The sequence below is a fragment of the Microbacterium sp. AK031 genome, from assembly GCF_024807145.1.
GTDB lineage: Bacteria > Actinomycetota > Actinomycetes > Actinomycetales > Microbacteriaceae > Microbacterium.
Window position 1 is genome coordinate 182,677 of the sequence record NZ_JANUCA010000001.1, and the last position, 14,193, is coordinate 196,869.

The following is a 14,193-nucleotide window of genomic DNA, read 5'->3' on the forward strand; positions in this document are numbered from 1 at the left end:
CCTTGCGTCATGAGCATCGCTCTTGTGCGATGTATTTGAAATCGTATATCATCCTGACATCGGGTGGCAAGCATCGCTTCGACGCGAGACCTCGCCCCCGGACAACGACGTCACACAAGGAGCTTTCAATGACTGATCAGCCCGGCTTCACGCCGACAGGCACCATCGCCAGCGCGGCAGATCGCCGCCGCGTCGTCTTCGCCACGGTGGTCGGCACGACCGTCGAGTGGTACGACTTCTTCATCTACGCCACGGCCGTCGGCCTCGTGTTCGGGCAGCTGTTCTTCGCTGCGCTCGGCACGAACACCGTGATCCTCGGGTTCGCCACCGTGGGCATCAGCTTCCTCTTCCGCCCGCTCGGCGCCTTCCTCGCCGGCCACTTCGGCGACAGACTCGGCCGCAAGCGCGTGCTGATGTGGACGCTCATCCTGATGGGTGTGGCCACGTCGCTGATCGGCGTGCTGCCGACGGCGGAGGTCATCGGCATCGGCGCCCCGATCATGCTGGTCTTCCTGCGCATCCTGCAGGGCATCTCGGCCGGTGGTGAGTGGGGCGGCGCCGTGCTGATGGCCGTCGAGCACGCCCCCAGGAAGAGGCGCGGCATCTTCGGCGCATCCCCGCAGATCGGCGTGCCGCTCGGTCTGCTGCTGGCATCCGGCGTCATGGCGATCATGACCGCGATCGCCCCCGGTGACCAGTTCCTCGCCTGGGGCTGGCGCATCCCGTTCCTGCTCAGCGTCGTGCTCATCCTGATCGGCTACTACGTGCGCCGCAACGTCGAGGAGAGCCCGGTGTTCGCCGAGCTCGCCGAGCGCAAGGAGAAGGCGAAGATGCCCATCGTGCAGCTCTTCCGCAAGCACACGCTGCTCGTCGTCATCGCCGCCCTGGTGTTCGCCGGCAACAACGCGATCGGGTACATGACCACCGGTGGTTACATCCAGGGGTACACGACCGACCCCGAGGGGCCGATCGGCCTTGAGCGCGGTCCTGTGCTCTGGGCGGTCACCGGATCTGCCGTCACGTGGCTGCTCACGACGCTCTTCGCCGGTTGGATCTCCGATCGGATCGGCCGCCGCAACACCTACATCGCCGGATGGATCATGCAGCTCGGCGGTGTGATCCTCCTCTTCCCACTCGTCAACACCGGCAATGTCGGGTCGATCTTCGCGGCCCTCGCGATCCTCACGATCGGGCTCGGATTCACATACGGTCCTCAGGCGGCGCTGTACACCGAACTGTTCCCCGCATCCATCCGGTTCTCCGGCGTCTCGATCTCGTACGCGATCGGCGCGATCGTCGGAGGCGCGTTCGCCCCGACCATCGCCGCGGCGATCGTCGCCGCGACCGGCTCCACAGAGATGGTCACCTGGTATCTCGCAGGCATGACGTTGATCGGCCTGATCGCAACCCTCCTGCTCCGCGACCGCAGCGGCATCCCGCTGGGCCCGGATCACGAGGAAGAGCAGACCGTCAGCCCGATCTACGGTCTCGCCAAGGCCTGACGCCTCCCGTGGGGGGGCGGATGCTGCGGCATCCGCCCCCGCGATCAAGAAGAAGGAGTTCCGATGCAGTTCCATCACCACGGCTATGTCTCGCAGGATCCACGCATCGTCGCGGCCACAGGTACCGGCGTCGATCGGCCCGTTGAGCTGCCGGATGAGACTGACGTGCTCATCGTCGGATCGGGACCGGCCGGCATGCTCCTTGCCGCGCAGATGTCGCAGTTCCCGGACGTCACGACGCGGATCATCGAGAAGCGGGATGGAAGGCTCGTCCTCGGTCAGGCAGACGGTATCCAGCCGCGCAGCGTCGAGACGTTCCAGGCCTTCGGCTTCGCCGAGCGCATCACCGCCGAGGCCTACAACATCGCGTACATGAACTTCTGGGGGCCCGATCCGGAGCACCCCGAGAACATCATCCGCACCACGCGCACCGAGGACTACGGGCTCAAGATCAGCGAGTTCCCGCACCTCATCGTGAACCAGGCGCGGGTGCTGGACTACTTCGCCGAGGCGGCTGCCGATGGCCCGGGGCGCATCACTCCCGACTACGGAGTGGGATTCGTCGGCCTCAGCGTGCATGACGACGGCGAGTACCCCGTCGAGGTGCGGGTGCGTCACACGGCAGAGGGGCGTGAGGGTGAGGAGCGCACGATCCGTGCGAAGTACGTCGTCGGCAGCGACGGCGCTCGCAGCGGTGTGCGCGAGGCGATCGGCCGCACCCACATGGGGGCTTTCTCGGCCCACGCCTGGGGCGTCATGGATGTGCTCGTCAACACGGACTTCCCTGATTGGCGCACCAAGTGCGCCATCAACGCGGAGGCCGGGAACATCCTGCACATCCCGCGTGAAGGCGGCTACCTCAGCCGCGTCTACGTCGACCTCGGTGAGGTGGCGGAGAATGACCATCACCAGGTGCGTAAGACCCCGATCGAGACGATCATCGCCAAGGCGAACGAGATCCTGCATCCGTACACGCTGGATGTGAAGGAGGTCGCCTGGCACAGTGTGTACGAGGTCGGACATCGGGTCACCGACGGGTTCGACGACGCCCTCGATTCGGAGCGCTCGCCGCGCGTGTTCCTCACCGGCGACGCCTGCCACACGCACAGTGCGAAGGCGGGGCAGGGCATGAACGTCTCGATGCAGGACGGGTTCAATCTGGGCTGGAAGCTGGGCAGCGTGCTCACAGGGCGCAGCCCGGAATCGCTGCTGTCGACGTACTCCGCCGAGCGGCAGCCGGTGGCGCAGCAGCTGATCGACTTCGACCGCGAATGGTCATCGCTGATGGCCCGCAAGCCGGGGGAGATCTCCGACCCGCAGGAGCTCGCGAACTACTACCTGGCGACGGCCGAGTTCCCCTCAGGATTCATGACGCAGTACACGCAGTCGGCGATCACAGGCTCGAATGCGCATCAGGCGCTCGCCGCCGGGTTCCCGATCGGCAAGCGCTTCAAATCGGCAGAGGTCGTTCGCGTGTGCGACGGCAACGTCGTGCATCTCGGACACCATGCGAAGGCTGACGGGCGTTGGCGCGTGTACGCTTTCGCGGACACGTCGGGCGCGCGCCTCGGTGAGTGGGCGTCGGCCGTCTCGTCGGTCATCGCCCGGTACACGCCGGCGGATGCTGACGTGGATGCCGTGTTCGATGTGAAGGCGATCCACCAGCCGGCTTTCGAGGACATCGAGATCATGTCCTCCCCGCCGCTGTTCCTGCCGAAGACCGGCCCGCTGGGGCTGACCGACTGGGAGAAGGTGTACACGGCGGCGCCCAACGCCTGGTCGATGACCGACATCTTCGACGAGCGCGAGCTGAGCCGCGACGGGGTCGTGGTGGTCGTGCGCCCCGACCAGTACGTGGCTGCCGTGCTGCCGCTGGATGCGGTGTCCGAGCTGGAGGAGTTCCTGTCGGGCGTCTTCCTGCCCGCCTGAGCCAGGTGCGCTCGCGTTGGCGCCGGCCTAGTCGGAAAACCCAGACCAGGCGGCGTGTCGACGGCGTGGACGCGTTCATCGACTGGTCGCCATGCGCTCGGTAGGGTGAAACGAGCCGATCGAAGGAGTCCAATGTCGCAATCGACGGTTGACCTGACACCGAAGACAGGTCTTCCGGGTGTGCGGATCGTGACCAACATCCGTCGTCTGGTGATAGTCGCGGCGCTTGCCGCGTTCGCGTACGGTGCCTTCCTGACTGGGAGTAAGGGGTATTGCCCTGGCGGGATGAACTCGGATGACGAGTTCCTCGACGCCAGTGGCAACGTCACCGAGGTGGCACCGACCTGCATCAACCTCGTGCTTCGCCCGAGTGGTCTGATCTACGTTGCGATCATCGCAATCGTCATCGGCGTTCTCACGCGGGTGCTGCGCCGTGCGAGCGATGAGACAACCGCAGTGCGCTCGCTCGATCGTGCGGCTGCGGCGATCGCAATCCTGGTGATCGTCTCCATCGTCATCAGTTGGGTCTGGTTCAGGATGATCCCGATCACAGAATGGGACGGCACCGGCACCGTATTCGCTCCATTCCCATTCGGATCCATCGACGTCGCGATCACCCCTGGCGTGACTGTCTGACGTCGAATGAGCATCAGCGTGCGGCACATCACACACGTCTCGATCCTGTCGATCGCAGCGTTGCTGTTGGCCGGGTGCACTGCACCGGGTGCCGAGGAGAGCATCGAAGACATCTGCCCAGATCCCATGGTCCTCACGTGCGATACAGGGATCACGCAGCCGATCGTCATCAACACCGACGACGCTTCGGACGAGGACGTCACCGAGTTCGCCGATCGTCTGGCCGTCGCCGCGTCAGCTCAGTCGGAGACGGTTCTGCTTCGGGCCGAATCCGACGATTCCCGTGTGTTGGACCCAGAGGTGGCACCTCTGCCCCGATGGGAGGTCACCTTGGAACCTGGCGGTTCAGATCAGTTCACATCCGATCTCGCAGGCACATTGGCAGCCGCAGCCGTTCCCGGTGCAACCAGGATCGTCGGCGCCGGCGGCTGGCACTACGTCACCGTCGAGAATCTCGAACAGTTCGAGGATGTCTTCATTCAGGTGTCATCCACGCCTCTGTTCACGCACGGAGGAACGTACACTCTGCAGGCGCTGGAGGAACATCTTCGGATCGTCCACGTCCCGAGCCGTACCACGGACGAGGCCATCATCGAGATCATCCAGATCGCGCGAGAATTCCCCGGCGCGGAGGTCCTCCTGGAAGCTCCCACCTCAGGAGAGCAGTACCCGACCCTTTACGTCTCGAGGTTGACTCCCGCGCAGGTCCAGGAAGTGGATGCGCGACTTCGCGACCCCCGCCTGGCAGATGCCGACGTAGACGGCTATGCGCTTGAGTACGTCCTGGGATCCCTCGACGCGGATGGGACGACATATGTGGGTGGGACCTTCGGTGGAGTCCCCACCGGATGACCGGATGACCGGATGACCGGAACCCCGGTGGGGACGGAATCGATCTGCATGACACGTGTCATGCGAATGAGGTGACAGCGCCTTCCGGATTCGGCAGCGCGCCGCCGCCAGGCTGGAGGCATGAGCACAGTAGCGGACACTCTGACTCCGATCAGGACAACTGACACAGCATCCGACACGGCCGTCGCCATCGAGGGACTGCGCCGGCACTACGGGTCGGGCGAGCGCACGGTGAAGGCCGTCGACGGGCTCGACCTCAGCATCGGCCGGGGGGGAGGAAGTGGCGCAGCGGCTCGGCATCGACGCCGGGGAAGTGGTCAGGATCGAGAGCACGCGGTCAGCCGCCGGTCAGCCGATCTCCGTCGGCACGCACTGGTTCGCCGCCGAGGACCTGCCGGACATCGCCGATTCCCTCCGACGCACCGGGTCGATCACGGCGGCACTGCGAGAGCACGGGATCGACGACTACGTTCGTGCGTCGACCGTCGTCGGAGCACGCCATGCGACGACAGCGGAGGCAGAGGTTCTCGCACTCCGGCCGGGCGCGATCGTGCTGGTAGCCGAAGCGCTCGACACCCTGCCGGACGGCACGCCGCTGCAGTACCTGGTGACGCGCTTCGCCGCGCAGCGCGTGCGCCTGGACATCGAACCGCCGCACCCGGACTGACGCGCAGGGCGCCTCGGCCGGCAAAGGCGCTCAGGAGTTCACGTGGATGATCTCCTGCTGATACGGCGCGATGATGTCTGCGGAGATGCGCAGATCGAGAAGCAGGAACCGCCGGGTCATCGGGTCTTCGGCGGCCCAGGTGCCGAGCCGATCGAGGTCGTCGAGGGTGCTCACGACAACGCCCTCGGCGCCCACGGCTGCGGCGAAGGCGGCGAAATCGACTTGAGGGATGCGCATGGGCTCCTCGGCGAGACCCTTCAGCCCGTACAGGTGGACCTCGGCGCCGTAGGCGGCGTCATTCCAGATCACCGCGCAGCCGTGACCGCCGGCGGCGCGGACGGCCGACTCGAGATCAGCGATCGCCATGAGCCCGCCGCCGTCGCCAGAGGTGAGCACGATGGTCGAGTCCGGCCGCGCCCTCGTCGCCCCGACGACACTCGGCCAGCCCTGGCCGATGGCCTGGAATGCTGTGCCGATCATCATCATCCGGTCGGGAGAGGACACCGGCCAGTACATGTTCGCCCAGCCGATGAAGTGTCCGCCGTCGGAGACGACGACGCGGTCCTCGGGCAGCAGCTCGGCGATGCGTCGGGCTGCCGAGCGCGGGTCGAGGCGCCCGTCAGGAGCGAGTTCGTCGCCGAGTTCATAGGCGCGGGCCGCCTCGACATCCACGGATTCGCGCCACAACGCGCGCGCTTCGCTCGGAGATGTGCGCTTCGTTCGGAGACTCTCGCCGGATTCCTCCGAAGAACGCGCACTTCTCCGAAGAACGGGTACGCCGGGACGTCCCTCCCGCAGCCGCTCCACGAGCTCCTCCGCCACGACCTGTGCGTCACCGCGGACGAACCCGCCGACGTGCGCGTGCGTCGCCGCTGGGGCCACGTCGACCTGGAATACTCGCGTGCCTGGGGCGAACAGCTCGCCGAAGCGCATCGTGAACTGGTTCAGCGAGGCGCCGAAGACGACGGCGACATCAGCCTGCCGCACCAGCTGCATGGCGCCTTCGGCGCCGAACCCACCCGTGACGCCGAGGTCGTACTGCGCCGCGGGGAAGATGCCGCGACCGAGAGCGGTCGATGCCGTGAGCGCCCCGGTCGCCTCGGCGAGGGAGCCCAACGCCGCTCCTGCGTGTGCCAGCCAGGCGCCTCGGCCGGCGAGGAGGAACGGCCGCTCGGCGTCGCGCAGCGCGGACGCGACGTCATCCAGCATCCCGTCGGCGAACTCGCCCTTCGGATGAAGCGGCGCGAGGATGCGAGGCGATGGTGCCGGTGGCACCGGGCCCGCCTCAAGGGCGGCGACGTCGTAGGGGATCGCGAGCACGACGGGCACGCGATAGGTGAGAGCGTGCTCGATCGCGATGATCGTGGTGGCCGCGGCATCCGCTCGCCCGACCGTATATGTGCGGGCGCCGACGGCGCTGGCGAGCGCGATCTGGTCGACATCCCACGGGCGAGGGCCGGAAGTGGGCTCGTCGCCGACCACCAGCACGAGCGGGATGCGCGCCTGCACGGCCTCGGCGAGCGCGGTCAACGTGTTCGTGAACCCGGCGCCGTACGTGCTGGTGGCTGCGGCGATCCGGCCGGAGGCGCGGTGATGGGCATCTGCGGCGACCACGGCGCCCTGCTCGTGGCGCACCGCGGTGAACTCCACGGAGGTCTGACGTTCAAGAGCATCGAGGAAGTAAGCGTTGCCGTTGCCCATCACGCCGAAGACGGCGTCGATGTGGTGGGCGAGCGTGAGGGCGACGTGGGCGGAGACAGTGGGCATGGGAATGCCTTTCGAGACGACGGATGGATTCCGTGTGTGTCTCGCTTCGCGCGGCATCGCAGCGAATGCTTCGTGCCCCTTTTTCGGGCACCGGCGCCCTCTGGGGAGCGAGTCCGGACGATTTCGATTCTACCGGCAGAATAGACGCATGACGGATGCTGCGATCGAGCGCGAGACACTCACCTGGGACGGCTTCGGCGCGGCGACGCGGGACCTCGCGCGCAGCATCGTCGCCAGCGGATTCGAGCCGGAGGTCGTCGTCGCGATCGCCCGAGGCGGGCTGCTCCCCGCCGGCGCTATCGCCTACGGTCTGGGTGCGAAGAACTGCGGCGCGATCAACGTGGAGTTCTACACGGGCATCGGTACGGTCCTGGATGCTCCGGAGGTGCTGCCGCCCGAGCTCGACATGGCCTACCTCGACGGTCGCCGAGTGCTGCTGGTCGACGACGTCGTAGACTCGGGGCGCACGCTGGCGCTGGCAGTTGAGCTGCTGCAGGCCAAGGGTGCCATCGTGCGGTCGGTGACGATCTACACCAAGCCGTCGACGATCATCCAGCCCGACTACGCCTGGAAGGACACGGATCTGTGGATCAACTTCCCGTGGTCGTTCCAGGGCACGGTGCGCGAGGAAGACCTCGGTCTGCCGCCCACGGCGTGACCGCTCGTCAGCCGCGCAACGCGCGAGTCGCCTCGCGAGTGCGCTGCAGAGCATCAACGGTCTCGGCGAAGCGGCGCTTGGCGATGCCGACGAACAGGCAGTCGACGAGGGCCAGTTGGGCGATGCGGCTGACCATCGCCCCGGCTCGGAAAGCCGACTCCCGTACTTCTGTGAACAGCGCGTGGTCGGCGGCATGGGCGAGAGGGGAGCCCTTCGCGGAGGTCACTGCGATCGTCGAGGCGCCGTTGCCGCCTGCTGTGCGGAGGAAGCGCACTGTCTCGACGGTGGTGCCCGAGTGCGAGAACCCCACTGCGACTGTCGGACCCGCGTTCAGTACCGTCGCCGCGATCGCCTCGTGCGGATCGGTGAGCACGTGCGCGTTGCGGCCGACACGCATCAGTTTGTGGGCGAGGTCCTCGGCGACGAACTGGCTGGCGCCGATGCCGTAGAGCAGGATTCGTTCGGCCCCGTCGATGTCGGATATGGCTGCGTCGAGAACCTCGAAGTCGAGCTGGCCGACGGTCTCCTCGATGGCAAGAAGTTCGAGGGCTGCCAGTTTCGACACGGCTTCGCGCAGAGAATCCTCGTCTGAGATCTCGGATCCGAACGCCCCTCTCGGCGAGAACTGCGCGGCTTCCTTGCCGAGTTCGGTCGCGAGGGCCATGCGCAACGGGGCGTAGCCGCTGAGACCGATGGCGCGACAGAACCGCACGACGGAAGCCACGGACGTGCTGCACTCCTGCGCGAGCTCATTGATCGTCATGTCGATCACGATCGAGGGGTTCTCCCGCACGACCGCCGCGATGCGGGCGAGCGAAGGCGGAAGCGTCGAGGCAGCTGCTTCGATGGTCGACTGGATACTCATCCGTGCTCCTCGGGTAGGGGATTACAGTATGTCCTGGGAGCGGTCTCGTCCGCAGGTAAATTCTTTTCAGCAAGACTACGCTGACTGTAGACTCTTTCCGTGATGTCTCGCGCAGAGCCGTCGAGCCTTCACGCAGAGCCGTCGATGAGAGAGTTGAGAGATGCCGATCGAGCCCATGACAGCCGCTGTCGATCTCGGCAAAACCCGTTGCAGGGTTGCCATGATCAGCGCCGACGGGCGTACGGTGCGCACGGATGCCGGTACGCCCGGCCTCGCCGCCGCCGATGGCATCGCCGCCGCACTTGCCGCGATCCTGCCTCTGCTCGAGGAGACAGAATCCATCGACAGCATCGGCGTCGGCGCGGCAGGGGCGTGGGCGTCGCCGGATGCCGCGGCCGCCCTCGCGCGTACTCTCGCCGACGCGACCGGCGCGCACGTCGCGGTCACCTCTGATGTCGTCAGCGCGCATGCCGGGGCGCTGCAGGGCGCTCAGGGCACGCTGCTGATCGCCGGCACAGGAGCCGCGGCTCTCGGAATCGACGCTGACGACGTGCGGCTCGTCGATGGCTGGGGGCCCGACCTCGGCGACCTCGGCAGCGGATCCTGGATCGGACGCGAAGGCGTCCGGGCGACCTTGCGCGCACGTGATGCGCTCGGCCCCTCCACGACGCTCAGCAGCGCGGTGCGCGCCCATATCGCACCGGCAGCGGATCCCATCACCTGGCTGGCGAGCGACATCCCGACTGCCCGACAACTGGCCACCGTCGCACCACTGGTGCTCGATGCGGCAGCCGCGGGCGATACCGTTGCCTTGCAGATCGTCGCCGATGGGGTGCGGCTGCTCTCAGCATCCGCCATCGCGGCATCCGATCGCGCCTTCGATGTCGCCGTCCATGGCGGTCTCACGGATCACCGCTGGTTCCGCGCCGAGCTCGAGCGCGCACTCACGAATGCCGGCCGCACGATCGTTCCCACCGTCGGCGACGCCCTTGACGGCGCTGCGCTCCTTGCGCGCCGTACCGACATGCCCCATGAAAGGTTCGTGCACCGTGCCGAATGACACTCCGCCGAATGACAACACGCGTCTCGCTGAGTTGCTGGACGTGCTGTCCGGTCTTTCCACCGAAGCCTCGACGACCGAGCGCGGCGATCTCGACCTGCTCGCGACCGCAGAGCTGGTGCGCCGGATGAATGCCGAAGATCAGCGCGTGCCTCTCGCTGTTGCCGAGTGTGCTGACGAGATCGCGCGTGCGGTCGACGGCATCACCGAGCGGTTCCGCCGCGGCGGGCGCCTCATCTACATGGGCGCAGGCACCGCCGGACGCATCGGAGTGCTCGATGCCAGCGAGTGCCCGCCCACGTTCGGCACCGATCCGTCCATGGTCGTCGGCCTCATCGCAGGAGGCGAGGAAGCGATCCGCTCGGCTGTCGAGAACGCCGAAGATGACGCGGAGGCCGCCGAGGCATCGCTGCGCGAGCTGGAGCTCACCGAACGTGACACCGTCGTCGGCATCTCCGCATCCGGTCGCACGCCGTACGTCATCGGCGGCCTGAACTACGCACGGGGCATCGGCGCGCTCACCGCAGCGATCGCGTCGAACCCGAACTCCGACATCGGCGCCGCCGCCGAGATCGCGATCGAGGTCGTCACAGGTCCGGAATTCATCTCCGGCTCCACTCGGCTGAAGGCCGGAACCGCGCAGAAGCTCGTCGTGAACATGCTCACGACGCTGTCGATGATCAAACTCGGCAAGACCTACCGAGGCGTCATGGTCGACCTGCTCGCCACCAACGAGAAACTGCATGCACGGTCGGTGCGCACGGTGTCGCAGCTCGCCGGCGTCGGCGTCGACGAGGCGTCGACGGCACTGCGGACGGCGGACGGCTCAGTGAAGCTCGCGCTGCTCATCCTCGCCACCGGAGCAGACGCGGAGCGTGCGACGCGCGCCCTGGCGGAGGCCGACGGCATCCTGCGCGAAGCGATCTCAGCGCTCAGCTGATCCGGATCTCGAATCCTTCGTCGCTCGACTCGATCGCGATCTGCGTCAGGTCGTCGACGTGATGCGCCGGCGTGAAGGACGGTGCGTGCGGACCGACGCCGATCACGGTCATCCCCGCATCGATACCGGCCCGGATGCCGGCTCCGGAGTCTTCGAAGACGACGCATTCGGCGGGGTCGACGCCCAGAGCGGATGCTGCGAGCAGGAAACCCTCTGGGTCCGGCTTGCTGTGGGACACCCGCTCGGCGGTGATCGCGAGTTCGGTGATCGGCAGCTGCGCGGCACCCATCCGCGCCGTCATGAGCGCGATGTCCGCCGAGGTGACGATCGCGTGAGGGATTCCTCCCAGTGATCGGAGCAGGTCGGCGGCGCCGGGGATCGCGACAACGCCGTCGGTCTCCGCGCTCTCGCGCGCCAGCATCCGCTGATTCTCCTCGAGGTTGATCGCATGATCGCGTTCCGGCAGGAGGATGGCCATGCTCTGCCAGCCCTGGCGGCCGTGCACGGTCTTCAGAACGGTGTCGCGGTCGAGACCGTGCGGTTCGGCCCACTCCAACCAGAGGCGCTCGACGACCGAGGTGGAGTCGACGAGCGTGCCGTCCATATCGAGAAGGACAGCGCGTGCAGTGAGGGTCGTCGTCATGCCTTCAGGCTATCCCGACGAACGTCTGCGGCACGCGGCAGTATGGGGTCATGGATCCGCATTCGCTGCGCGCTGCGCGCCTGCGTGCTCACCGACTCACGGCGCCGACCCGTTCGGTGACGGATGCTGCGCGTCACATGCTCGCTGTCCAGGCTCAGGAGTTCTGGGCAGGGCGATGGGCGCTCGCCGCGCGCACGACGGGTGCGCCGACGCTGCGGGCGGTCGACCGGCTCTTCAACCGCAGAATGCTCGTGCGCGGGTGGACGCAGCGCGGCACGCTGCACATCGTCGCCGCTGAAGATCTCGCCTGGATGCTCAGCGTCACAGGGGAGCGGCAATTGCAGAAGGCGGCTCCGCGCTACCGGGAGCTCGGTCTCGGCGTCGAGGAGCTCGCGACATCTGAGCGCGTCATCAGGGGCGCGCTGCGCGGCGGCAACGGCCTGACCCGTGTCGAGCTGTTCGACGTGCTGCAGAGAGCCGGAATCGAGCCGAGCGGACAGCGTGGACTGTTCGCAGTGCAGAACCTCGCGCTGCGCGGCATCATCTGCCAGGGGCCGATCGTTCCGAGACCGGGAGGCGTTTCCAGGGAGCAGCGTTTCGTGCTCACGGAGGAACACATCTCCGAATCAACAGCGCCTGGCGAACCGGCCGCGGAGATGTTCGTCCGCTACATCGTCGGGCACGGCCCCGCGACTGCCGAGGACTTCGCCTGGTGGGCCGGCGTCACTCTCGGCGTGGCCCGAGTCGCGGCCGCGGTATCCGCCGATGACGAACGCATCCGACAGGTCGATGACGGAGTGTTCGTCGCAGATTCGATGCCGCGACGGAACGCGGCTGCGCCAGCCGTCGTGGCGCTCGGATCATTCGAGGAGTACTACATCTCCTACATCGATCGCACCGTCACCTGCCCTCCAGAGCTCTTGGGTGCGATCGGGCCGGGCAAGAACGGCATGGTGCGGCCGATCATCCTCGCGGACGGCGTCGTGGTCGGCACCTGGCGGCACTCCACCGCAGTGGGGCGGCATACGGACGACCCCATACCGGAGCTGATGACGGCGGCTGGGGCCGACGATGCCGACGTCATCACCGCCCTCGACCGCTACGCGGCATTCATCGCCGGCTGACCGCGCCGGGGCTACTCCGTCGCGATCGGATCCTCACTCCGCCGCGTGCCGGGCGAGGAAGGTGTAGACCTCGTTCTCGTCGACCCCAGGGAATGCGCCGCGAGGGAGCGGGGAGAACATGTGCGTGTGCACGCGGGCGCTCGGCCACGCTTTGGCACTCCACCGATCCGCGAGTTCGGGGGCAGGAAGACGGCAGCACGCCTCGTCCGGGCAGGTCGACACCGCGCGGTCGCTCGTCTCGCGCCCGCGCCACCAGCGCGCATCGTCGAACGGCACGCCGACCGTGACCGAGAACTCGCCGTCGCTGGCGGCCCCGGTCTGAGTCGCGCACCAGAATGTGCCCGACGGGGTGTCGGTGTACTGGTGGTGCTCGGTCGTGCGGTTCTGCTGCGTGAACGCGGCACGCGCCTGGAACTTACGGCACACCGGCTGTCCTTCGACCGCGCCGGTGACATCCATCGGCAAGGGCAGGTCATCGTTCTCGTACACCCGGGTGATCGCGCCCGTCTCGTCGACGCGGAGGAAGTGCAGCTTCATACCGAGATGCTCGGTCATGAGGTTCGTCATCCGCATGCCGGCGGCCTCGTGCGTGACGCCGAATGCATCACGGAAGTCCTCGACGGCGAGGTTCCGCTCCTTCTTGGCCTGCTGCAGGAACGCGACACCCGCAGTCTCCGGAATCAGGCAGCTCGCCGCGAAGTAGTTGATCTCCAGGCGCTGCTGCAGGAAGTCCGCGTAGTCGGTCGGGGGAGTGTGCCCCAGGAGCCGATGGGCCATCGCCTGCAGCGCCATGGACCGCAGGCCGTGACCGCCGGGAATGGATGCAGGGGGCAGATAGATGCGGCTGTTCTCGAGATCTGTCACCGAGCGCGTGGAGTGCGGCAGGTCATTGACGTAGAGCAGCTCGAAGCCGAGCTTCTGAGCCATGATGCTCACCGTGCGGTGGGTGAGCGCGCCGCTGACGTGGCCCGCCGCCTTCAGCTGCTTCTCTGCGAGCTTCTCGATGTCGCCGATGTAGTTGTTCTGGCTACGCATGCGCAGGCGCAGCTCGGTGTTCGCGCGCCGCGCCTCTTCCGGCGTGGCGATGGCCTCCCGCGCGCGGCGCTGCAGCTCGCGATGAAGGCCGAGGATCGATTCGATCGTCTCATCCGGCATCCCCTTCGAGACGCGCACCGGCGACACTCCGAGCTGGCGGAAGACCGGACTCGCCTGCGCGTGCTCCAGCTCGATCTCCAGCGCGGCCCGGCGGTTGGGCGGCTCGCCCGAGATGAGATCGGAGACGTCGGTCGCGGTGGCATGAGCGATGGCCTGCAGCAATGAGAGCTTGGGCTCGCGCTTGCCGTTCTCGATCAGGCTCAGCTGCGAGCCGGCGACGCCGACCTGCGCGCCGAGCTCGTCGAGGGTGAACCCCTTCGCCACACGGTGGTGACGGATGCGATGGCCGAGTGTCGTGAGATGGATGCCGGAGCCGCTCATTCCTTGAGCATATCGAAAGAAATCCGATTCTTATACGTCGTTTGGTGGGAAATGTACCGGCGATGTTACTCAGA

The 14,193-nt window shown here is 67.0% G+C and carries 13 protein-coding genes; 9 read left to right on the forward strand and 4 right to left on the reverse strand.

Annotation, left to right across the window (positions count from 1 at the left end; translation table 11 throughout):
* Positions 1 to 128: 128 nt before the first annotated feature.
* From HDC95_RS00790 to HDC95_RS00810, 5 genes are all read left to right on the forward strand, one after another.
* A complete protein-coding gene (locus HDC95_RS00790) occupies positions 129 to 1,502 on the forward strand; it encodes an MFS transporter (protein WP_259061290.1) in 1,374 nt (457 codons plus the stop codon).
* A 63-nt stretch (positions 1,503 to 1,565) separates the two neighbouring features.
* Positions 1,566 to 3,431, forward strand: coding sequence for an FAD-dependent monooxygenase (locus tag HDC95_RS00795; protein ID WP_259061291.1), 1,866 nt, complete (start codon positions 1,566 to 1,568; stop codon positions 3,429 to 3,431).
* A 132-nt stretch (positions 3,432 to 3,563) separates the two neighbouring features.
* Positions 3,564 to 4,067, forward strand: a complete 504-nt coding sequence (locus tag HDC95_RS00800; protein WP_259061292.1) for a hypothetical protein — start codon at positions 3,564 to 3,566, stop codon at positions 4,065 to 4,067.
* Between the two features lie 18 nt (positions 4,068 to 4,085).
* Positions 4,086 to 4,919 carry a hypothetical protein gene (locus tag HDC95_RS00805; RefSeq protein ID WP_259061293.1) on the forward strand — a complete coding sequence of 278 codons (834 nt, stop codon included), beginning with the start codon at positions 4,086 to 4,088 and terminating at the stop codon, positions 4,917 to 4,919.
* Between the two features lie 280 nt (positions 4,920 to 5,199).
* Positions 5,200 to 5,586, forward strand: a complete 387-nt coding sequence (locus tag HDC95_RS00810) for a UTRA domain-containing protein (RefSeq protein ID WP_259061294.1) — start codon at positions 5,200 to 5,202, stop codon at positions 5,584 to 5,586.
* Positions 5,587 to 5,616: 30 nt separating this feature from the next.
* Here HDC95_RS00810 and HDC95_RS00815 read toward each other — a convergent pair whose 3' ends face one another.
* Positions 5,617 to 7,353 carry a thiamine pyrophosphate-binding protein gene (locus tag HDC95_RS00815; protein WP_259061295.1) on the reverse strand — a complete coding sequence of 579 codons (1,737 nt, stop codon included), beginning with the start codon at positions 7,351 to 7,353 and terminating at the stop codon, positions 5,617 to 5,619.
* 148 nt (positions 7,354 to 7,501) lie between these two features.
* On the opposite strand from HDC95_RS00815, the gene HDC95_RS00820 reads away from it, so the two are divergent.
* On the forward strand, positions 7,502 to 8,011 hold the full coding sequence (locus HDC95_RS00820) for a phosphoribosyltransferase (protein WP_259061296.1): 510 nt from the start codon (positions 7,502 to 7,504) through the stop codon (positions 8,009 to 8,011).
* Positions 8,012 to 8,018: 7 nt separating this feature from the next.
* Here the strand turns inward: HDC95_RS00820 and HDC95_RS00825 are convergent, their stop codons facing one another.
* Entirely contained in the window at positions 8,019 to 8,876 is an 858-nt protein-coding gene (locus HDC95_RS00825) for a MurR/RpiR family transcriptional regulator (RefSeq protein WP_259061297.1), read from the reverse strand.
* 175 nt (positions 8,877 to 9,051) lie between these two features.
* On the opposite strand from HDC95_RS00825, the gene HDC95_RS00830 reads away from it, so the two are divergent.
* Together HDC95_RS00830 and murQ are read left to right on the forward strand one after the other, a co-directional pair.
* On the forward strand, positions 9,052 to 9,936 hold the full coding sequence (locus tag HDC95_RS00830) for an N-acetylglucosamine kinase (protein WP_259062173.1): 885 nt from the start codon (positions 9,052 to 9,054) through the stop codon (positions 9,934 to 9,936).
* Entirely contained in the window at positions 9,926 to 10,876 is a 951-nt protein-coding gene (gene murQ / locus HDC95_RS00835; RefSeq protein ID WP_259061298.1) for an N-acetylmuramic acid 6-phosphate etherase, read from the forward strand. The genes HDC95_RS00830 and murQ overlap by 11 nt, the downstream gene beginning before the upstream one ends.
* On the opposite strand, the gene HDC95_RS00840 is transcribed toward murQ, so the two are convergent.
* Positions 10,869 to 11,519, reverse strand: coding sequence for an HAD-IA family hydrolase (locus HDC95_RS00840; protein ID WP_259061299.1), 651 nt, complete (start codon positions 11,517 to 11,519; stop codon positions 10,869 to 10,871). The two genes, murQ and HDC95_RS00840, sit on opposite strands and share 8 nt — an antisense overlap.
* A gap of 50 nt (positions 11,520 to 11,569) precedes the next feature.
* Between HDC95_RS00840 and HDC95_RS00845 the strand changes: the two genes are divergently transcribed.
* Positions 11,570 to 12,643 (forward strand): winged helix DNA-binding domain-containing protein, encoded by a 1,074-nt coding sequence (locus HDC95_RS00845; protein ID WP_259061300.1) that lies wholly within the window; start codon positions 11,570 to 11,572, stop codon positions 12,641 to 12,643.
* A 33-nt stretch (positions 12,644 to 12,676) separates the two neighbouring features.
* On the opposite strand, the gene HDC95_RS00850 is transcribed toward HDC95_RS00845, so the two are convergent.
* Positions 12,677 to 14,119: an XRE family transcriptional regulator gene (locus HDC95_RS00850; protein WP_259061301.1), complete on the reverse strand. Its 1,443-nt coding sequence runs from the start codon at positions 14,117 to 14,119 to the stop codon at positions 12,677 to 12,679.
* Between the last annotated feature and the right edge of the window lie 74 nt (positions 14,120 to 14,193).

What these genes read in the sequence shown, in the direction of transcription:
- HDC95_RS00795 (WP_259061291.1), top strand. Translation starts at nt 1,566, where the DNA reads ATGCAGTTCCATCACCACGGCTATGTCTCGCAGGATCCACGCATCGTC.
- HDC95_RS00815 (WP_259061295.1), bottom strand. Translation starts at nt 7,353, where the DNA reads ATGCCCACTGTCTCCGCCCACGTCGCCCTCACGCTCGCCCACCACATC.
- HDC95_RS00850 (WP_259061301.1), bottom strand. Translation starts at nt 14,119, where the DNA reads ATGAGCGGCTCCGGCATCCATCTCACGACACTCGGCCATCGCATCCGT.
- HDC95_RS00840 (WP_259061299.1), bottom strand. Translation starts at nt 11,519, where the DNA reads ATGACGACGACCCTCACTGCACGCGCTGTCCTTCTCGATATGGACGGC.
- HDC95_RS00820 (WP_259061296.1), top strand. Translation starts at nt 7,502, where the DNA reads ATGACGGATGCTGCGATCGAGCGCGAGACACTCACCTGGGACGGCTTC.
- HDC95_RS00790 (WP_259061290.1), top strand. Translation starts at nt 129, where the DNA reads ATGACTGATCAGCCCGGCTTCACGCCGACAGGCACCATCGCCAGCGCG.
- HDC95_RS00800 (WP_259061292.1), top strand. Translation starts at nt 3,564, where the DNA reads ATGTCGCAATCGACGGTTGACCTGACACCGAAGACAGGTCTTCCGGGT.
- HDC95_RS00825 (WP_259061297.1), bottom strand. Translation starts at nt 8,876, where the DNA reads ATGAGTATCCAGTCGACCATCGAAGCAGCTGCCTCGACGCTTCCGCCT.
- HDC95_RS00845 (WP_259061300.1), top strand. Translation starts at nt 11,570, where the DNA reads ATGGATCCGCATTCGCTGCGCGCTGCGCGCCTGCGTGCTCACCGACTC.
- HDC95_RS00830 (WP_259062173.1), top strand. Translation starts at nt 9,052, where the DNA reads ATGACAGCCGCTGTCGATCTCGGCAAAACCCGTTGCAGGGTTGCCATG.